General features: G+C 63.3%; 21 protein-coding genes. 8 read left to right on the top strand and 13 right to left on the bottom strand.

The features are described from left to right. Nucleotide 1: 1 nt before the first annotated feature. Nucleotides 2-1,981 carry a serine hydrolase domain-containing protein gene (locus VGN68_RS01510; protein WP_327473208.1) on the bottom strand — a complete coding sequence of 660 codons (1,980 nt, stop codon included), beginning with the start codon at nt 1,979-1,981 and terminating at the stop codon, nt 2-4. A gap of 141 nt (nt 1,982-2,122) precedes the next feature. Here VGN68_RS01510 and VGN68_RS01505 point away from each other — a divergent pair, with 141 nt between their 5' ends. The 3 genes from VGN68_RS01505 (at nt 2,123) to VGN68_RS01495 (ending at nt 5,728) form a co-directional block, all read left to right on the top strand. Then, the gene (locus VGN68_RS01505) at nt 2,123-2,746 is read left to right on the top strand and encodes a helix-turn-helix domain-containing protein (protein WP_293700882.1); all 624 of its coding nucleotides are present in this window, start codon (nt 2,123-2,125) and stop codon (nt 2,744-2,746) included. A gap of 19 nt (nt 2,747-2,765) precedes the next feature. Next, nucleotides 2,766-4,463 carry a D-aminoacylase gene (locus tag VGN68_RS01500; RefSeq protein WP_327473202.1) on the top strand — a complete coding sequence of 566 codons (1,698 nt, stop codon included), beginning with the start codon at nt 2,766-2,768 and terminating at the stop codon, nt 4,461-4,463. A 125-nt stretch (nt 4,464-4,588) separates the two neighbouring features. Continuing rightward, nucleotides 4,589-5,728, top strand: coding sequence for a GGDEF domain-containing protein (locus VGN68_RS01495; RefSeq protein WP_327473199.1), 1,140 nt, complete (start codon nt 4,589-4,591; stop codon nt 5,726-5,728). A gap of 79 nt (nt 5,729-5,807) precedes the next feature. On the opposite strand, the gene VGN68_RS01490 is transcribed toward VGN68_RS01495, so the two are convergent. From VGN68_RS01490 to coxB, 10 genes are all read right to left on the bottom strand, one after another. After that, entirely contained in the window at nt 5,808-6,686 is an 879-nt protein-coding gene (locus tag VGN68_RS01490; RefSeq protein ID WP_327473318.1) for a class I SAM-dependent methyltransferase, read from the bottom strand. Nucleotides 6,687-6,690: 4 nt separating this feature from the next. After that, nucleotides 6,691-8,088, bottom strand: a complete 1,398-nt coding sequence (thrC, locus tag VGN68_RS01485) for a threonine synthase (RefSeq protein WP_327473197.1) — start codon at nt 8,086-8,088, stop codon at nt 6,691-6,693. A gap of 27 nt (nt 8,089-8,115) precedes the next feature. After that, nucleotides 8,116-8,760, bottom strand: coding sequence for an SURF1 family protein (locus tag VGN68_RS01480; protein WP_327473195.1), 645 nt, complete (start codon nt 8,758-8,760; stop codon nt 8,116-8,118). Next, entirely contained in the window at nt 8,753-9,148 is a 396-nt protein-coding gene (locus VGN68_RS01475; RefSeq protein WP_327473193.1) for a DUF983 domain-containing protein, read from the bottom strand. Before VGN68_RS01475 ends, VGN68_RS01480 begins: the two co-directional genes overlap by 8 nt. Nucleotide 9,149: 1 nt before the next feature. Beyond that, nucleotides 9,150-10,025 (bottom strand): cytochrome c oxidase subunit 3, encoded by an 876-nt coding sequence (locus VGN68_RS01470; protein ID WP_327473191.1) that lies wholly within the window; start codon nt 10,023-10,025, stop codon nt 9,150-9,152. An 80-nt stretch (nt 10,026-10,105) separates the two neighbouring features. Continuing rightward, complete coding sequence (locus VGN68_RS01465) at nt 10,106-10,681, bottom strand: cytochrome c oxidase assembly protein (protein ID WP_327473189.1); 576 nt, start codon at nt 10,679-10,681, stop codon at nt 10,106-10,108. Further along, complete coding sequence (locus VGN68_RS01460; protein WP_327473187.1) at nt 10,678-10,827, bottom strand: hypothetical protein; 150 nt, start codon at nt 10,825-10,827, stop codon at nt 10,678-10,680. The genes VGN68_RS01465 and VGN68_RS01460 overlap by 4 nt, the downstream gene beginning before the upstream one ends. Beyond that, on the bottom strand, nt 10,824-11,735 hold the full coding sequence (locus VGN68_RS01455; RefSeq protein WP_327473185.1) for a heme o synthase: 912 nt from the start codon (nt 11,733-11,735) through the stop codon (nt 10,824-10,826). The genes VGN68_RS01460 and VGN68_RS01455 overlap by 4 nt, the downstream gene beginning before the upstream one ends. A 59-nt stretch (nt 11,736-11,794) precedes the next feature. Next, nucleotides 11,795-13,468 carry a cytochrome c oxidase subunit I gene (ctaD, locus tag VGN68_RS01450; RefSeq protein WP_327473183.1) on the bottom strand — a complete coding sequence of 558 codons (1,674 nt, stop codon included), beginning with the start codon at nt 13,466-13,468 and terminating at the stop codon, nt 11,795-11,797. Between the two features lie 15 nt (nt 13,469-13,483). Next, on the bottom strand, nt 13,484-14,581 hold the full coding sequence (gene coxB, locus VGN68_RS01445; protein ID WP_327473315.1) for a cytochrome c oxidase subunit II: 1,098 nt from the start codon (nt 14,579-14,581) through the stop codon (nt 13,484-13,486). A gap of 232 nt (nt 14,582-14,813) precedes the next feature. Between coxB and pyrE the strand changes: the two genes are divergently transcribed. The 5 genes from pyrE to VGN68_RS01420 all read left to right on the top strand — a co-directional run bounded on the left by pyrE (nt 14,814) and on the right by VGN68_RS01420 (nt 18,674). Then, a complete protein-coding gene (gene pyrE / locus VGN68_RS01440; RefSeq protein WP_327473181.1) occupies nt 14,814-15,398 on the top strand; it encodes an orotate phosphoribosyltransferase in 585 nt (194 codons plus the stop codon). Further along, complete coding sequence (locus VGN68_RS01435; protein WP_327473179.1) at nt 15,395-16,141, top strand: pyridoxine 5'-phosphate synthase; 747 nt, start codon at nt 15,395-15,397, stop codon at nt 16,139-16,141. The genes pyrE and VGN68_RS01435 overlap by 4 nt, the downstream gene beginning before the upstream one ends. A gap of 160 nt (nt 16,142-16,301) precedes the next feature. Next, nucleotides 16,302-16,703 carry a holo-ACP synthase gene (gene acpS / locus VGN68_RS01430; protein WP_327473177.1) on the top strand — a complete coding sequence of 134 codons (402 nt, stop codon included), beginning with the start codon at nt 16,302-16,304 and terminating at the stop codon, nt 16,701-16,703. Between the two features lie 7 nt (nt 16,704-16,710). Further along, nucleotides 16,711-17,553, top strand: a complete 843-nt coding sequence (gene lepB / locus VGN68_RS01425) for a signal peptidase I (protein WP_327473175.1) — start codon at nt 16,711-16,713, stop codon at nt 17,551-17,553. 11 nt (nt 17,554-17,564) lie between these two features. Next, entirely contained in the window at nt 17,565-18,674 is a 1,110-nt protein-coding gene (locus tag VGN68_RS01420; RefSeq protein ID WP_327473173.1) for an AI-2E family transporter, read from the top strand. 109 nt (nt 18,675-18,783) lie between these two features. On the opposite strand, the gene VGN68_RS01415 is transcribed toward VGN68_RS01420, so the two are convergent. Both VGN68_RS01415 and rpsU read right to left on the bottom strand, forming a co-directional pair. Then, nucleotides 18,784-19,323, bottom strand: coding sequence for an FKBP-type peptidyl-prolyl cis-trans isomerase (locus VGN68_RS01415; protein WP_327473171.1), 540 nt, complete (start codon nt 19,321-19,323; stop codon nt 18,784-18,786). Between the two features lie 264 nt (nt 19,324-19,587). Beyond that, a complete protein-coding gene (gene rpsU, locus VGN68_RS01410; protein ID WP_037510267.1) occupies nt 19,588-19,794 on the bottom strand; it encodes a 30S ribosomal protein S21 in 207 nt (68 codons plus the stop codon). Nucleotides 19,795-19,798: the final 4 nt, after the last annotated feature.

Raw genomic sequence — 19,798 nt, 5'->3', positions numbered from 1 at the left:
ATCAATACACCATATCAAAGCCATAGAGGTTGAAGGCGAGCGTCACCCACACCAGCACCAGTGCCGCGAACAGCAGCAGCACGGCACCGAGCTTCATCGTCCAGCGACGCTTATCCTTGATCGTCAGCCACAGGTGCCAGCCCGCGGTTGCCAGCAGGCCGAAGCTTGCCACCGGGGTCAGGACACGCAGCAGATGGATCAGCCAATCGAGCGGCCCGCCCAAGCTGCCAATGTCGGCCGAGAAGGCCGCGATCAGGCCCAGCCAACCGGCGAGCGCCGCCAGCACCAGCCACGCGAAGATGCGCGACAGGCGGTAAGCGCGCCGCGACTTGCCCGCGAGCGCGAAATCGGCCTTGAAGCTGCGCCGGACGAGCGCGCGCACCGGCCACGCCAGCGCGGCGAGCAGCACGATGCCCAGCGCGGCGATCAGCGCCGGGTTGAGCCACGCCGCATTGACGCTCGCCGGGGCGGGTTCGAACACCATGAACGGCGAACCGGCATCGACGCTGAAGCGCACCACGCGGCCGTCCTTGACCTCGGCGGCCAGCCGCTCGCCGGTACCACGGTCACGCCACACGAAGGGTTCGACCTCCACCCAGTCGCGCGCTCCGGCGCCGAGCCCGTCGAGCGCCGGGAATGTGATCTTGCCATCTTCGGTGAGCGAGATGGTCGCCTGCCCCAACAGCCCGAGCAGGCTCAGGAAATTGGTGAACGACCCGCGGCTGCTGACATAATTGCCGACCATCATCTGCGCGTGCTCGGCGGCGGTCTTGGCGTCGACGGTCCCTCCCTTGTCCTCGCCGGGAAGATAACGATCGGCAAATTTGTGGAACAGCGCGCTGCGGATCGCGCCCGCGTCGCCCTGGGTTCCGGCGCTGTTCATCGACACATAGACGCCGATGTCATCCTCGGGGAACAGCCACAGATAGGAGTGGAACCAGACCGTGTCGCCGCCATGCGCGATCGCCCGCCGACCGTTGACCCATTGCTCGTAGAAACCGAGCGCCATGCTGTTGAGCGGGCCGACACCGGGCGCCTTGAAATCATGCATCTGCTTGGCAGTCTCGGGCTTCAGCAGACCGGCGCCGCCATTGAGATGCGCGATCATGAATTTCGCCATATCGGCACCGCTCGCCGACAGGCTGCCCGCAGGACCGGGAATGACGATCTCGAACGGTTTCGCCTTTTGCGTGATGTCGGGATAGCCTTTGGCCATATGCGGCGCGAGGCGCGCGGGCAGCGGCTGGCGGAACGTCGAGTGCGTCATGCCGAGGGGCTTGAAAATCCGGTTTTCGATATAGGTATCGAACGGCTCGCCGCTGACTCGTTCGACGATATAGCCAGCAAGCGCAGTGGCATAGTTGGAATAAGCCGGGGTCGTTCCCGGCGCAAAGACGCGCTCGGGCAGCGCCAGCGGCATCTGTTCTTTTAGCGTCATCACCGCCTTGGGATCGCTGCTGATCAAGTGGCGCACCGACTCCTCGAATCCAGCGGTATGCGTCATGATGTTACGCATCGTGACGGGCTTGCCCTCAAAGGGCGGAATCTTGAAATCGAGATAGGCGTTGACGTCCTTGTCGAGGTCGATCTTGCCCGCTTCGACCTGCTGCATCACGGCGGTCCAGGTCAGCAGTTTCGACACCGAGCCGGGACGGAACATCGTGGTGTCAGGCCGCACCGGGGCGCGTTTGGCAACGTCGGCAAAGCCATAGCCTTTTTGCAGCACGACCTGATCGCCGCGGACGACGACGACAACCGCGCCGGGGATCCGCGCGCGTTCGAGCGCGTAAGGCAGATAACCGTCCATCCACGCTTCAAGATCGGCGGCGTTGAGCGCGACGGGCGCTTTCTGCACCGTCGGGGCAGATGCCGCCACTGTCTCGACTTTCTTCGCCGTCGGCGCGGGCAGCGGCCCCTGCGCCGCGAGCGGCAGCGCGGCGAGCGCCGCCAGCCCGATCATCGCCTTGCGGATGAAACGCATCACTTTCCCCTTTTGTCCGGCACGCCCTGTCTGACCTTGCAGCAAGCCGCGCGACCCCTTACCAAGGGTCAACAACTGTTAACCCGATAGGGACATAATGATCCTGATTAGAAAATTGTCAAATATGGAATGGAAAAATTGATGGCGGCTCGTGTGGCCCCACCCACGCTCGGCACCGTAATGAAGAGCATTCGCTCGCGAAACGGCTGGACGCTCAAGGAGATGAGCGCCAAATCGGGCATCCCGGTTTCGACCTTGTCAAAGGTCGAACATGACCGGCTGACGCTGAGTTATGACAAATTGCAACAGCTTAGCCAGCGTCTCAGCATCCGCATGGCGGACCTGTTCGCGGAGGAGGAGAGCGACAGCGCTCCGCGTGTCACCGGTCGCCGCAGCGTCGGAACGATCGAACAGGCGGTGCGCGTCACCACCGACAATTACGATTATCATTACCTTTGCACTGACCTACGCCAGAAGCGCATGATCCCGATCATCACCCGCATCCGCGCCCACAGCGCACGCGAATTTGGCGAGCTCGTCCGCCATCAGGGCGAGGAATTCATTTATGTGCTGGAGGGCGAGATCGAAATTCACACGGAGTTCTATGATCCCGTGGCGCTGAAGACCGGTCAGGGCATCTATCTCGATTCGTCGATGGGCCACGCTTATGTGGTTGCCGAGGGCTTTGACGAGGCGCTGGTGCTGGGCGTCTGTTCGAGCGCCGACGAAGGGTTGATGGATTCGCTGATGAGCCTGCACGGCTGATCGCATTCGGAGAAAATTGATGGCCTGTTCGCGGCCCTTTATCCCATCCGCCTTGCTGCTGTGCAGTTCGATGCTGCTGTCGGCGTCAGTTGCCGCTCAGGCGCCTGACTATGACCTTATCATTCGCGGCGGCACGCTTTACGACGGGTCGGGCCAGCCCCCCGTCGTCGGCGATGTCGCGATCAAGGACGACCGCATCGTCACGGTGGGCAAGGTGGCGGGAACCGCCAAAAGCGAGGTGCAGGCCAAGGGCATGGCGGTGGCGCCTGGCTTTATCAACATGCTGAGCTGGGCAACCGAATCGCTGATCGTCGATCCCAAAAGCCAGAGCGACATCCGGCAGGGGGTCACGCTGGAGGTGATGGGCGAAGGCTGGTCGATGGGACCGCTCAGCCCCGAAATGAAGCGCCAGGAAACCGAGCGGCAGGGCGACCTTAAATTCCCGATCGAATGGACCAGCCTCGGCGACTATCTCAGCTATCTGGAAAAACGCGGCGTTTCGACCAATGTCGCGAGCTTCGTCGGCGCCGCGACGGTGCGCGTCCACGAACTCGGCGAAGGTGACGTCGATCCAACCCCGGCGCAGCTCGACAAGATGCGCGCGCTGGTGCGGCAGGCAATGAACGAAGGTGCGATGGGGGTCGGCAGCTCGCTGATCTACGCGCCCGGCTCCTACGCCGAAACCGATGAACTCGTCGCGCTGACCAGCGAAGCCGCGAAATGCGGCGGCATGTACATCAGCCATATGCGATCCGAAGGCGACCGCATCGAACAAGCGGTCCATGAGCTGATCGACATTTCGCGGCGATCGGGCGCGCCCGCCGAAATCTATCATCTCAAGCTGGCTGGGCGCAGCAACTGGGATAAGCTCGATACCGTCGTGAAAAAGATCGAGGATGCGCGCGCCGAAGGACTGCGGATCACCACCGATATGTACACCTACACCGCGGGCGCTACCGGGCTCGACGCCGCGATGCCGACATGGGTTCAGGCGGGTGGGCTGGAAGCGTGGATCGAACGGCTGAAAGATCCCGCCACCCGCGCCCGCGTCGCCGCCGAAATGAAACAGCCCGGCAGCGATTGGGAAAATCTCTACTATGGCGCAGGCGCCGACAAGATGATCCTGTCGGGGTTCAAGAGCGAGAAGCTCAAACCGCTCACCGGCAAGACGCTGGCCGAGGTCGCGGCGATGCGCGGCAAGACGCCCGAAGAAACCGCGATGGATCTGGTGGTCGAGGACGGATCGCGCGTCGGCACCGTCTATTTCCTGATGTCGGAGGACAATGTCCGCAAGCAGATTCAGCTGCCGTGGATGAGCTTCGGGTCCGATGCGTCGTCACAGGCGCCCGAGGGTCATTTCCTGAAATCGGGCGCGCACCCACGCACCTACGGCAATTTCGCGCGCCTGCTGGGACGCTATGTCCGCGACGAAAAACTGATCTCGCTGGAACAGGCGGTGTACCGGCTGACCGCCCTCCCCGCCGCCAATCTGGGCATCAAGGATCGCGGCGCGCTCAAACCCGGCTATTATGCCGATGTCGTGGTGTTTGACCCGGCGACCGTCGCCGACCTGTCGACGTTTGAGAAACCGCACCAGTATTCAATCGGTATGCGTGATGTGTTCGTCAACGGCATCCCGGTGCTGCGCGGCGGCGAGCACAGCGGCGCCACACCGGGGCGCGTGGTCCGCGGCCCCGGATGGAACCGTTGCCCATAGCGAGCTTGCTTAAACGCCTGATTTGGCATCGCTTTGCCTGTACTAGTACAACATCAACGGTTTTCGGCGGAAAAATCCCCCTGACGCCGACTTAAATTCGTGGCGCGCGGCCCGTTAATTGTCGCATGACCACCAAAGCAACACCATCGAACGAGCCGGTAGGACGGCTCCTGGATTGGCTGGGGCTCCGCAGCGCGCGAAGCACCCCTCCCGCCGGACGGAATGCGCCGCCCGATAGCGGCGGCGGGACGCGCGATCTCGCCCAACTCGCCCGGCATCAGCTGATCGGCACGATCATGGCGTTTTTGGTCGATAATGATCTCGATGTATCACCTGCGAATTTGTTGCTCGCGCACGCCGCCTTCTCGGGCATGAACCCGCATCTGGCCCGCCAGATTACGTCGCGGTCGCAATCGCCCGATGGGATCACCCAGCAATGGCTGAACGAACTCGGCGAGCACAACAGTGCTCCCGCCGACCATGCCGATCTCGACCGCCTGATGACTCGGCTCGAAACCAACCTCGAATCCTTCCATGCCCACGCCAAGGAAGCGCGGACGGTCACCAGCGACTATGGCTCCGAACTCGAACAGCATGTCGATGATCTGGAACAGCTCCAGAAAACCGGCCGCATCGTCTCCAGCCTTGCGGATCTGGCCAAGGTGATGCTCGAACGCACCCGCAAGGCCGAAGACCATATGCGCAAGAGCGAGGACGAAGCGAAATCGCTGCGCCGCAGCCTCGAACGCGCCAAACGCGATGCCGAACTCGATTTCCTGACCGGCCTGCCCAACCGCCGCGCTTTCGAAATCTTGCTCGATCGCCACTACAAGGAAGCCCGCGCCGCGTGCGAACCGCTGAGCGTTGCCTTTTGCGACATCGACGAATTCAAAAAGGTCAACGACATCCACGGCCATGAGGCAGGCGACCGCGTGATCAAGGCGATTGCCGACACGCTGTCGCGGATTTCGGACGATCGCTGTCATGTCGCACGGCACGGCGGCGAGGAATTTGTCATGCTGTTCCGCGGCCTGACCCCCACGCAAGCCGCCGAGCGGCTTGACGAGGCCCGCGAGCAGCTCGCCGAGCGCAGGCTGATCAACCGCAAGACGGACGAACCGTTCGGACAGATCACCTTTTCCGGCGGCGTCGCCGACGTCTTTGGCTATGGCGAAACGCGCGGGGCGCTCAAGGCCGCTGACGATGCGCTGTACAAAGCGAAAGCCAGCGGTCGTAACCGCATCGAGCTTGCCGACCCCAGCTGACCCCAGCGTCCCGCCAGGGGGCGTGACGCCGCGAACCAGGGCACCGCAATGTGCGCCGGTTCGCGGCACATAAGCCCGATCAGCGGCTCCAGCGCGCGAAAATTGCCGTCGGAAGCAGCAATCCCCGGGTCTCTTCACGCACCGCCAGCTCGCCGCATTCGACCTGACCGGGCAGGTCAGCAAACAGCTGCGCCAGCAACTCTCCGATCGCTAGCGCCGACATACGCACCGCATAGACGGTGAGGAACAGCGCGCGACTGTCGGCATCGAGCAAACGGCGGCAATCGGTCAGCAGCGGCGCCAGCCCCTCCTCCAGCTGCCAGCGTTCGCCGCCGGGACCGCGCCCGAATTTAGGCGGGTCGAGCAGGATCGCGTCATAGCGTTTCTCGCGCCGCACTTCGCGCGCGGTGAATTTGCCGGCGTCGTCGAGGATCCAACGAACTGGCCTGTCGGCCATCCCCGCCAGCGCCGCATTTTCGCGGGCCTGCCCCACCGATTTCTTCGACGCATCGACATGGGTCACGGTCGCCCCAGCAGCGGCGAGCGCCTGACTCCCGACGCCGGTATAGCCGAACAGATTCAGGAACGCCGGATCGGGCTTGTCGGCGACCTGCGCGCGCAGCCAATCCCATACCGGGGCCATGTCAGGGAAAAACCCCAAATGGCGAAAGGGGGTGCATTGCGCGGTGAAGCGCGTCTCGCGCCATGCCAGCGGCCAACCTTCGGCTGGAACGGGCTTATTATAGTACCAGCGTCCGCCGCCATCATCGTCCGACGCCGGGATGAATTCGCCGTCGGCGGCTTCCCATTCGCTGGTGGGCAGCGCGGGCGCCCACATCGCCTGCGGTTCGGGGCGAATGAAGCGGTAGCGGCCATAACGTTCGAGCTTGCGGCCATGGCCACTGTCAACCAGCCCATAATCGTCCCACGCCTCACCGACGAGGGTGACAAGCGGCAGCAGCTTAGCCACGCGCGGCTTCCGCCAGCACATAGGCCTTCACGGCGTCATAGTCGCCCGGAAGGCGCTCGTAACGCTCTTCCCGCTCGAACAGATTGCCCATCCTTGGCGGCAAGGCGGGACGCACGCCCGTTGCGCGCTCGACCGCATCGCGGAACTTCGCGGGATGTGCGGTTGCCAGCGTGACGACGGGAATGTCGGAATCAATCTCCAGCGCGCGCGCCGCGGCCAGCCCGACTGCGCTGTGCGGATCGATGATCTGCCCGCCATGCTCCTGCGCCCAGCGTAGCGCCAGTGACATCGCGTCACCATCTATGCTGGCGCTCGAGAACAGTCCTCGGGCGCCCGCGAGCATGTCGGCAGGGATCGTCATCGCGCGATTGCGATCGAACTCATCCATCATGCTCGTAATCGCGGTACCGTCGCGGCCTGACAGATCGAACAGCAGGCGCTCGAAATTGCTGCTGACCTGAATGTCCATACTGGGGGTCGCGGTCGCGGTGACCGTCCCGGCGCTATAGTCGCCATTGGTGAGCGCACGGTGGAGGATGTCGTTGACGTTGGTGGCCACGACCAGTCTCGCGATCGGCAAGCCCATCTGCGCCGCGACATAGCCCGCAAACACGTCGCCGAAATTGCCCGTTGGCACAGAAAAAGCAACCGAACGGTCGGGTCCGCCGAGGCGGACAGCGGCGTAGAAATAATAGACGACCTGCGCCATCAGCCGCGCCCAGTTGATGCTGTTCACCGCCGACAGGGTCAGCTGGCCGCGCGCCTCTTCGTCACCGAACAGCCGCTTCACCATCGCCTGTGCGTCGTCGAAGCTGCCGTCAATCGCGATATTGTGGACATTCGGCGCCAGCACCGTCGTCATCTGGCGCCGCTGCACGTCGCTGACGCGGCCTTCGGGATGCAGCATGAAGATCTGGATATGCTCGCGCCCAGCAACCGCCTCGATCGCCGCCGATCCGGTGTCACCCGACGTCGCGCCGACGATCGTGATGTTCGTGTCGCCACCGCTCAGGAATTTTTCGAACAGCTGGCCCAGCAATTGCAGCGCAACGTCCTTGAACGCCAGCGTCGGGCCGTGGAACAGTTCGAGCAGCCAGTGGCGGTGGTCGAGTTGGACCAGCGGGGTCACCGCATCATGGCTGAAACTGCCATAGGCAGCGCGGCACAGTTCCCGCAGCTCGTTCTCGGTCAGTACGCCTTCAACAAACGGGCGCATGACGCGCACCGCGGTTTCTGCATAGCCGAGCCCGGCGAGCGCGCGGATCTCTTCCTTCGCCATTTGCGGCCAGCGCGCGGGCAGATACAGGCCGCCATCGCTGGCAAGCCCCGCGAGCGTGGCGGCACGAAAGTCTAGAGTCGGCGCAGTGCCGCGGGTGCTGATATAGTCCATGACGCCAAAGCGCCTAGCGGCGCGGGCTCAAGGCCGCAAGCGGCGACGGACGGCGAGGAAATAGATGAGCAGTGCCGCGGCAGCGAAGAGGAACCATTGGACCGCGTAGGCGAGGTGATTATTTGGCGTATTGTCGGCCGACGGCACCGCACTTGCGCGCAGGCCCGCAGCGGGCGTGTCGGCGATCAGCATCGCCCGCGCGGGCATATCCTGGCCCGCGACGCGCTCCATCACCGTCGGCTGGTCGGGGCCGGGAACGATCGTCCCCCGAACGATCCCACCGGTCCACTTCGGCGGGGTGAAATCATCGGAAATGCCGACATCGACCAACACCCCAGGCCCTTCGGCGCCAGTGCGGCAATCGGCGATCATGCGAAAGCCCGCCTTGCCCTTCTGGTCGGTGCCGCTGCGCGGATCCCAGCGCACGGGTTCGAGGCAGACCACGCTGCTTTTGCGGAACAGAAAGGCTTCGGCGACCGGCGGCATTTCGGGATAGGTGACCAGCGACGACATCGCCATATTGCGCTGGTACAGCGCGACCAGCGCTTCTTTCTCGTTTTTGCGCTGGAGCTGCCACACCCCCAGAGCGATCATCACAACAACAGCGATGATAACAACGATCGTCGGTATGAGCGGCCAGCGCCGCGGCGGTGGCGCTGCTGGATCAGTCATTCAATTTGTCCACCTGTCGACCCTCGGCCGCCTGCCGCTGATGCTCACTCGCCAGCAGTGCGCCTTTGGCGACGCGCAGGCCATAGACCACCGCGGCGGCGGTTAGCGGTACCCACAACAGCACATGCACCCACAAGGGCGGCTGCACCGCCGCATCGAGACCCAGCGCCGCCGCAACAAGCAAGGCACCGATGATAAGGGTCAGGAACGCAGCGGGACCGTCGCCGACATTGTAGCGACTATAATCGAGCCCGCAGGCGTCACATTTCGCGTGGAATTGCACCGGCCCATTGAACAAGGTTTTGCCGCCGCACTCGGGACAGAGGCCAAAAAGGGCAGCGCGCCAGACCGGCGGCTGCCCCTTTGGAATGATAGTGCCGTCGGGCAATTTAGTGCGCGGCGACCGGCGCGCCCCAGCCGCCCCAGACGTAGATGATGATGAACAGGAACAGCCACACCACATCGACGAAATGCCAATACCAGGCAGCCGCTTCAAAGCCGAAATGCTGCTTGGGCGTGAAGTGTCCCTTGTACGTGCGCACCAGGCAGACGATCAGGAAGATCGTGCCGACCAGCACGTGGAATCCGTGGAAGCCGGTCGCCATATAGAACGCCGAGCTGTAATTGCTCTGGCCAAAGGCGAAGGGGGCTGCGGCATATTCATAGGCCTGAATTGCCGAGAAGATCGCGCCCAGAATGATCGTCGCCCACAGGCCCTTTTTCAGGCCGTCGCGGTCGCCGTGGATCAGCGAGTGATGCGCCCAAGTGATCGTCGTCCCCGAGCACAGCAGAATCAGCGTGTTGAGTAGCGGAAGCGAGAAGGCGTCGATAACTTCGATGCCCTTGGGCGGCCACTGGGTGATCGCCTCGGCGCCTTCCTGGCCGAACAGCGAGGTAACCGCGCCATCGACATATTCGATCGGCACCGGGAACAGGGTGAAATCGAACCACGCCCAGAACCAACCGACGAAAAACATCACTTCCGACGCGATAAACAGGATCATCCCGTACCGCAGGTGAAGCTGAACGACCGGGGTGTGATCGCCGGCATGGGCTTCGTTGATGACGTCCGACCACCAGCTGAAAAAGGTTGCGATCACGCCCATGAAGCCGAGGCCGAGCACCCATTTGCCGACGCCGCCGAAATAATCGTCGTGCATGAACATCACGAGGCCAAAGAACATCACCATCGCGGCGAACGACCCAATCAGCGGCCAGACGCTGGGATTTACGAGGTGGTAGTCATGATGTTTCGCACCGGACATGGCGTGTTTCCCGTTTTTGGCAGTCCCGGCATCGCGATTCCCCATCGCCCGCCGGTCTTGTTAGACTCTTGATCGCGGCCTTAGCTCGCCTTTTTACCCTCGTCTACAGGGTGGAAGGTATAGCTGAGAGTGATTTCTTGGATGTCGCGCGCGTCGGGATCGTCCATGATCTTGGGATCGACGAAGAACAGCACCGGCATCCGCATCTGCTGCCCCGGCTCCAGCCGTTGTTCGGTAAAGCAGAAGCACTGAATCTTGGTGAAGTATTTGCCCGCCTGCGTCGGCGTGACATTAAATCCGGCGGTGCCGACCACCGGCACCGACGAGCTGTTTTCGGCGATAAAGATCGCCATGTCGCGCGCGCCGATGCTGACCGTGTCGGTTGGGTGCTCGGGATAGAATTTCCATGGCAGCCCCGCCGACACATTGGCGTCGAAGCGAACCGAGATCGTTTTCGACAGGATCACCGGATCTGCCGCCGCAGCGACCGGGTCATAACGCTGCGTCGTGCCGCCGAAACCGGTGACGCGGCAGAACAGATCGTAGAGCGGCACGGCCGCAAAGCCTAATCCGACCATCGCGAGCGCCAAGGCCGATGCCAAGCTCGCAGTCTTTGCTTTCGGGGACAGGCGCCCAATTACCGGAAAAGATGTCATGCGAATACTTGGATCTTGGCGATGGTGATGAAAAAGAACAGGACCGCAAGGCCGCCCAGCATCCATGCCATCATGTTGGCCCGGCTGCGCTGACGGCGACGATATTCGACCTCATCAAAGGGTTCGAGATTCGGATTTTCGGTCATAAGGGCCACCAATGGTCGGCAACAACGGCGCCGAACAGAATGAAAAGATAGGCGATGGAGTAAGCGAACAGCCGCTTTTCGGGTTGCATCAAATCGGCATCGCCCGTGGTGCGGGTGCCAACCTGAACCGACAATCCAACGAACAGCGCCGACAGAATGATCGCGGTCCAGCCATAGAGCGCTCCGGTGTAGCCAAGCGGCCATGGCGCAATCGCCGCTACCGCCATGATCAGCGCGTAAAAGAGGATCTGGCGCCGGGTCGATTTCTCGCCTGCAACGACCGGCATCATCGGGATACCCGCCGCGGCATAGTCCGAGCGCATGAACAGCGCGAGCGCCCAGAAATGCGGGGGCGTCCACAGGAAGATCAGCAGGAATAGCATCACCGGCAGCGGCGCGATGCTGCCCGTTGCAGCGACCCAGCCGATCAGCGGCGGAAACGCGCCCGCGGCGCCGCCGATGACGATATTCTGCGGCGTCCGAGGCTTCAGCCACATCGTATAGACGAAGACGTAGAAGAGGATCGAGGCCGCCAGCAGCAGCGTCGCCTGCCAGTTCGACGCAAACAGCATCAGGAACAGCGAGAAAGCCGCCAGCCCAATCCCGAATTGCAGCGCCGTCTGCGGGTCGAGCCGCCCGGCGGGCAGCGGCCGACCGGCGGTCCGCTTCATCTTGGCGTCGAGACTCGCCTCATACCATTGGTTGAGGGCGCCCGACGCCCCTGCCCCCAATGCGATCGCCAGGATCGACGAAAAGGCAAGGACCGGCGGAACGCTGACCGGCGCCGCGAGCAGCCCGCAAAGCGCGGTGAACACCACCAGCGACATGACGCGCGGCTTGGTCAGCGCGAACAGGTCGCGCCAGTCGGCCGGAAGGGCCGTTTCGCCGTGGGTCAGGCTCTGCGCCATGTTAACTCCAGCCTGGGATGCGAACGCCCCCTGCCGAAACTAGCAGGGGGCGCGCACAATCAGGCGATACGCGGCAGTTCGTTGAACTGGTGGAACGGCGGCGGGCTCGACAACGTCCATTCGAGCGTCGTCGCGCCTTCGCCCCACGGATTGTCGGCGGCCTTCTTGCCCGCGACCAGCGACCACAGGATGTTCACGAAGAAGATCAGGACGCCGACCGCCATGATCACATAGCCGTAGGACGAAATCAGGTGCCAGAAGGCATAGGCTTCGGGATAGTCCGGGTAACGGCGCGGCATGCCCTGCTGGCCCAGGAAGTGCTGGGGGAAGAACAGGACGTTGACGCCGATGAAGAAGATCCAGAAGTGCAGCTGGCCCAGAGCCTCATTGTACATCCGCCCCGACATCTTGGGGAACCAGTAATAGAAACCGGCAAACAGCGAGAACACCGCGCCCAGCGACAGCACATAGTGGAAGTGGGCGACGACATAATAGGTGTCGTGCAGGTTGGTGTCGACGCCGCCATTGGCCAGCACGACGCCGGTCACACCGCCAACGGTAAACATGAAGATAAAGCCGAGCGACCAGACCATCGGGGTCTTGAAGCTCATCGACCCGCCCCACATCGTGGCAATCCAGCTAAAGATCTTGATGCCGGTCGGGACCGCGATGACCATCGTCGCCGCGGTGAAATACATCTTCAGGTTCACCGACATACCGACGGTGAACATGTGGTGCGCCCACACGATGAAGCCAACGACGCCGATCGCGACCATCGCATAGGCCATGCCGAGATAGCCGAACACCGGCTTGCGGCTGAAGGTCGAGATGATCTGGCTGACGATGCCGAAGCCCGGCAGGATCATGATGTACACTTCGGGGTGACCGAAGAACCAGAAGAGATGCTGATAGAGGACGGGATCGCCGCCGCCTGCCGCATCATAGAAGGTCGTTCCGAAGTTACGGTCGGTCAGCAGCATGGTGATCGCAGCGGCCAGAACCGGCAGCGCAAGCAGCAGCAGGAAGGCGGTGACGAGCACCGACCACACGAACAGCGGCATCTTGTGGATCGTCATCCCCGGTGCGCGCATGTTGAAAATGGTGGTGATGAAGTTGATCGCGCCCAAGATCGACGCCGCGCCCGCAAGGTGGAGCGAGAAGATCGCCATATCGACCGCCGGACCCGCCGACCCGCTGGTCGACAGCGGGGCGTAAACGGTCCAGCCGGTACCAGCGCCCAGGCCGCTGCCGCCCGGGACGAACATCGACCCGACCAGCATGACGAAGGCGACGAAGGTCAGCCAGAAGCTGACATTGTTCATGCGCGGAAACGCCATGTCGGGCGCGCCGATCATCAGCGGCACGAACCAGTTGCCGAAGCCCCCGATCATCGCGGGCATGACCATGAAGAACACCATGATCAGGCCGTGCGCCGTGATCATGACGTTCCAGAAATGCTTGCCCTGAACGTCACCAGCGGCGCCGTCGAAAAATTGCGCCCAGCCGGTCAGATACTGGATGCCGGGTTCGGCGAGTTCGAGGCGCATCATGCCCGAAATCACCCCGCCGACGATCCCGGCGACAATCGCAAAAATCAGGTAGAGAGTGCCGATATCCTTGTGGTTCGTGGACATGAACCAGCGGACAAAAAAGCCCGGCGTGTCGTGATCATGGTCGTGATGCGCGTGATCGGCGTGACCATGAGCGGGTGCAGTTGCGGCAATATCGGTCATCTGTCGGACCCCTTATTAATTCTTGGCGACCGGGGCGGCGGCGGGCGCCGCTGCCGGGGCAGCTTCGGTCGTGGTGGCGGCCGGCGTCGCGGCAGGCGCGGCAACGGCGGGCGTTGGTGCAGCGGCAGCGGGCGCCGCGGCTGCGACAACCGGACCAGCCGGATTGCCGCCCTTCGAACGCACCCACGCTTCCCATTTATCGACCGGCAGCACTTCGACGGCGATCGGCATAAAGCCATGATCGACACCGCAGAGCTCCGAACATTGGCCGTAATAGACGCCGACTTTGTTGGCGGTGAAGGTGGTTTCGTTGGCGCGGCCAGGGACCGCATCCATCTTGGTCCAGAAGGCCGGGACCGCGAAGCTGTGGATCACGTCGGCGCCGGTGATGATCAGTTTGACCTGACGGCCAACGGGAACGACCATGCGGTTATCGACCGCCAGCTGGTAGGGCTCGCCCGATGCCTTAGCCTGATCTGCGGTCAGCATCTTCGACACATATTCGCCGATCCCCTGGTCGGGATAGGCATAGCCCCAATACCATTGGTACCCGGTGACCTTGATCGTCAGCGCTTCCTTCTTTGGCGGCTCATATTGCTGCGCCAGCAGGCGGATCGACGGCACTGCGATCACCGCGAGGATGAGCACCGGGATGGCGGTCCAGATGATTTCGATGAAGGTGTTGTGCGTCGTCTTTGACGGCACCGGGTTGGCCTTGGCGCGGTAACGGAACACGACCCACAGCAGAAGGCCCAGCACGAACAGCGTGATGATCGTGATCACCGGCAACAGGATGACATGGTTGAACCAATAAGCCTGCTCACCAACCGGGCTGACCTGCGGCTGGAAATCGATCCCGGCGTCGATAGGCTGACCCACACCGGGAGTCGGCTTCATCGGCGTATAGGTCGCATCGCCAGCGGGAACCGCCGCTTCGGTCGCCGCGGGAGCCGCCGTCGGTACCGTCGCATCGGCAGCGGCCGGCGCGGGATTCGCAACCGGCGCCGCAACGGGCGCTTCGACCGGCGCTGCCGCAGGGGTTTGCGCATGGCCGACGCCCACCGCGCCAAGCGACAAAGCCGCCGCAATTACAAGGGTTTTCAAGCTCTTCATAAGACTGGTGCCGCCCGTTGCCTGTTGTTCTTTATCATATTTCGTCCCGTCTGGCAGCATGTCGGACAAGCGTCGCGACAGCCGAAAGGCAGGCTGAATCTCGCGGGCGCTATAGACCCGCTTGCCGCTTGCCTCAAGCATCTCTAACACTATTTTACGGCTGGCAAATCTTCACCGCCCAAACCCGGTCGCCCGCACAGGGCGACGCACTGGATAAAAGAACAAGTCTCCTATGACCGATGATGAAATTCTGGCCGAATTCCGCGCCGCCGAAGCCCTGCTCCAGGGCCATTTCCTGCTCTCGTCGGGCCGCCACAGCGAATATTATCTGCAATGCGCGCGCGTGCTGATGGATACGGAACGCGCCGGACGTCTCGCCGTCGCGCTCGCCGCCAAGCTGCCCCGCGACCTGAAACAGGCAATCGATGTTGTCGTATCACCAGCGATGGGCGGCGTGATCATCGGCCATGAAATGGGCCGCGCGCTCGGCAAACCCGCGATCTTTGTCGAGCGCCCGACCGGTACGTTTGAGCTGCGCCGCGGCTTCACGATCGAACCGGGCGCGAAAGTGCTGATGGTCGAGGACGTCGTGACCACCGGCCTGTCTTCACGCGAAGCCATGGCGTGCGTCGCGGCGGCCGGCGGCGACGTGATTGCCGAGGCGGCGCTGGTCGATCGCTCCGCGGGCAGCAACATCGATCTCGGTGTCCCCTTCTATCCCCTCGTCGCGATCAATTTCCCGACCTACGCCGCCGACGAACTGCCTGACCATTTGGCGGACAGCAAGGCGATCAAGCCCGGGAGCCGCGCGAATTGAGCGCCAGTCAATCTTCCGGGCGCCTCCGCCTGGGGGTCAACATCGACCATGTCGCGACGATCCGCAACGCGCGCGGCGGCGAGCATCCCGATCCGGTGCGCGCCGCCGAAATCGTTGCCGCGGTCGGCGGCGACGGCATCACCGCGCATCTGCGCGAGGACCGGCGCCATATCCGCGACGATGATCTGGCGCGCATTCAGGCGGCCACCGACCTGCCACTCAACCTCGAAATGGCGGCGACCGACGAAATGGTCGGGATCGCGCTGCGCCATAATCCGCACGCCGCGTGCATCGTCCCCGAAAAGCGTGAGGAGCGCACGACCGAAGGCGGGCTGGACGCCGCGGGGCAGCACAACCACCTCGCGCCGATCGTCGCGCGACTATCGGATGCGGGGATTCGCGTCAGCCTGTTCATCGAGCCTGACCCGCGCCAGATCGAGGCGGCGATGATGCTGCGCGCGCCGGTCGTCGAGTTTCATACCGGCCGCTATGCCCATTGCGAGGGCGAAGAACGCGCCTTGGAACTGCGACGCATTGCCGACGCGGCGGCGCTGGCGTGGAAGAACGGCATCGAACCGCACGCCGGGCATGGCCTGACCTATGAGAATGTCGTCCCCGTTGCGGCGATCCCGCAGCTCGCCGAGCTCAACATCGGTCATTATCTGATCGGCGAGGCGATTTTCACCGGGCTGGAAGATGCGGTGCGCCGGATGCGCGCGCTGATGGATGAGGCGCGCGGGTGAGCAGGTCGTGGCTGATCCTCCCCGGCACGGGGAGGGGGACCATGCGAAGCATGGTGGAGGGGCACGCAAGGTGTTTCCTGCCCTACATGCGCCGCACGAATCCGCCTGTGCCCCTCCACCACCTTCGGTGGTCCCCCTCCCCGTGCCGGGGAGGATCACTTTGATCATCGGCCTCGGCTCCGACCTCTGCAGTATCGAGCGCATCCAAAACTCGCTCGACCGCTTCGGCGAGCGGTTCGAAAATCGCGTCTTTACCGAGGTCGAGCGCGCCAAGGCGGCGCGGCGGCCGTTCACCCGCGCCGGCACCTACGCCAAGCGCTTCGCGGCCAAGGAGGCCTTTTCCAAAGCCGTCGGCACGGGTTTCAAGCGCGGCGTGTTCATGAAGGACATCGGCGTCGTCAATGCCCCCTCGGGTGCGCCGACGCTGGCGCTGACCGGCGGCGCCGCCGAACGGCTCGCCGCGATGATCCCGGCGGGTCACACCGCGCACATCCACTTGACCCTGACCGACGACCATCCCTGGGCGCAGGCGTTCGTCATCATCGAAGCAATCAAGGACTGACCGGAGCATGGCAAAGAACAAGGCGCAGGACGAAGGCAGCTGGGGCAAATTGATCCGCGATATCGTGGTGATCCTGCTGCTAGTGCTGGGCATCCACAGCTGCGTCGCCAAGCCCTTTTACATCCCGTCCGATTCGATGATGCCGGTGCTGCGCAACGGCGACCGGCTGATCGTCAGCAAATATCCCTATGGCTGGTCCTATGCCTCCGTCAGTTTTCATCTCGCGCCCAAAACCGAAGGCCGGATCTTCGGCAAACTGCCCGAACGCGGCGACATCGTCGTGCTCGAACATCCGGTGACGCGGATCGACTATATCAAGCGCGTAATCGGCCTGCCCGGCGACACGATCCAGCTCACCAACGGCGAACTCAGCATCAACGGCAAGCCGGTGAAGCGCGAGGTCCAGCCGCTGCTGGCCATCCCCGTCGATCCGAACCTGCCGAGCCTGGGCAGCAGCCTCGACCGCTTCATCACCCGCGGCGCCGACGGGCGCGAAATACTCGAACTGCCGATCGTTCGCGAAACGCTGCCCGGCGGTGCTACCTTTGACACCATCGACATGGGGCCGGGCTACACCACCGACGATTATGGCCCGATCAAAGTGCCCGCCGACCATCTGTTCCTGATGGGCGACAACCGCGACGGCAGCGCCGATAGCCGCGTCGATACCTCGCAAAAGGGTTTGGGCGGCCCCGTCCCGTTCGATGTCATCGCCGGGCGGGCCGAGATCATCAGCTTTTCGACCGACGGCACCGCGATATGGTACAATCCGCTCAGCTGGTTCAACGCGCTGCGCTCGGGCCGCGCGGGAACCGACCTGCGCCCCGAACGTAGCAGCACAGCAAAATAGGGAGCGAGTTCATGGTGGAGCGGGTCGAGCGGAAAGAGCGCGCTCAGGCGCGCGCCAAGGCGACCGCCAACGCCCCCGGCCCCACCGAGATCCGCAGTCATCTCGTCCGCACCGAATTGCTCAAGGCCAGCGTGTGGCTCGGCCTCGCGCTGCTGATCGCCGCGTGCATCGTTCTGATTCAGCCGATCCTGCTGATCTTCGCCGCCATCGTCATGGCCGCCATCCTCGACGGCGGCACCCGCCTGCTCGGCCGCGTGCTGCCAATCGGGCGCGGCTGGCGTCTTTTGATCGTCTGCCTGTCGGTGCTGCTGTTCATGATCTGGACCGCGATGTTCGCGGGATCGCAGATCGCGGCGCAGGCCGTGAGCCTGCAAAGCGTGGTGATGGCGCAGATCGAGCGGCTGGCAGCCTGGGCGAGCGATCATGGCATGGGCAGCTTTCAACTCGATACCAAAACGATCTCCGACAATTTCGCCGGCACCTTTGGCCGCGTGACCGCCGCGGTCGGCTCGGTCGTCGGCGCGTTCACCAGCCTGGTGATGATCCTGGTGCTCGGCGTGTTCATTGCGATCGAGCCGCGACTGTACGAGCGCGGCGTCGCGTGGATGCTGCCGATGAAGAACCGCGAGAATTTCTACATCACCACCGCGCGGATGGGGTTCACCCTGCGGCGGTTGATGGCGGGGCGCCTGCTCGGCATGTTCGTCGAGGGGGTCGGCACCTGGCTCGCCTGCATGGCGGTCGGCATCCCGATGGCGGCGTTGCTCGGCCTGCTGACCGGGCTGCTCGCCTTCATTCCCAATATCGGCGCTATCGTGTCGGGCGTGCTGCTGGTGCTCGTCGGCTTTTCGGCCGGATTCGACGCTGGGCTATGGGCGATCGTCATCTATCTGGTGGTCCAGACGGTCGACGGTTATCTGATCGTCCCGATGGTCGCCAAAAAGACCGTCGATCTTGCCCCCGCGCTGGTGCTCGGCGCGCAGATCCTGCTCGGTGCGTTGCTCGGCATCATGGGACTGTTCCTCGCCGACCCGATCGTCGCGATGATCAAGGTCGCGCTGGAACGCGAAGCCGAGCGGAATGCGGGAACGGCGGCGAAGGATGGGAAAGCGGCAGAATAAGGGCCGCTGCAAACTTTCCTGTGTCATCCCGGCGAAGGCCGGGATCTCATCGTGGCGGAATAACGAACCGGAGAGATCCCGGCCTTCGCCGGGATGACAAAAGCAAGGGTCAGGGCTGCGGCGCGCCTTGCGCCGGCCCCGCGCCGCCCGGCGCGCCCTGCATCATCTGTTGCTGCTGCATCATCTGCTGCTGTTGCTGCATCTGCTGCTGCATCGCGCGGACCTCGGCTTCCGAGCGGTAATCGAGCAGGGTTACGGTGAAGTGCAAAGTGCTGTTCGCGGGGATCGGCCCGGTGGCGCGGTCGCCATAGCCAAGCTGCGGCGGGATGGTGATTTTATACTCGCCGCCCTTCTTCATCCGGGTCAGCGCCTCGGAAAAACCGGGAACGACGCCCGCGACCTGCATCGGCGCCTGTTCATTGGCGTCGAACACGGTGCCGTCGTCCAGCTTGCCTTCATATTTAACCAGCACCACGTCGGCCTTGGTCGGGCTGTTGCCGGTGCCTTCCTTGACGACTTCAAACCCGATGCGCGGGGTGACATGAAAGGCAAAGGCGGTGGCCGCACCGAGCAGCGCAATCACGCCGATCCAGATCAGCCACAGGCCTTTTTTGCTTACCGGGCGCAGGGGAACCGTCGTTACGCTCATTGTCGCTGATCCTTAACGCTGCCCTGACGGGCCATATTGTTGGGCACGCCTATAGTCGGAGCGGTGCGGGGCGGTCCAGCGTGAAGTTACGGGGCATGTAAGCACCGTCTTCATTGCGAGCAAAGCGAAGCCATCCAGAGCGGTTTATGCGCACTCTGGATTGCTTCGCTTTGCTCGCAATGACGTAAAAAAAAACGAAAAAGGCGCCGCGGTTGCCCGCAGCGCCTGTTTCGCGATCCGAATCCTTACCGGGAAGGTCGGGTCTTACTTGATCCCGTCGCGTTCCATCCGCTTGCGCTCCATCTTGCGGGCGCGGCGGACGGCGGCGGCGTGCTCACGCGCGCGCTTTTCGCTGGGCTTCTCGTAATGACGGCGCAGCTTCATTTCGCGATACACGCCCTCACGCTGCAGCTTCTTCTTGAGCGCGCGAAGGGCCTGGTCGACATTATTGTCGCGAACGATGATCTGCATGTGC

The organism is Sphingopyxis sp. (genome assembly GCF_035998965.1).
Taxonomy (GTDB): domain Bacteria; phylum Pseudomonadota; class Alphaproteobacteria; order Sphingomonadales; family Sphingomonadaceae; genus Sphingopyxis.
This window is presented reverse-complemented; position numbering and strand designations above follow the sequence as displayed.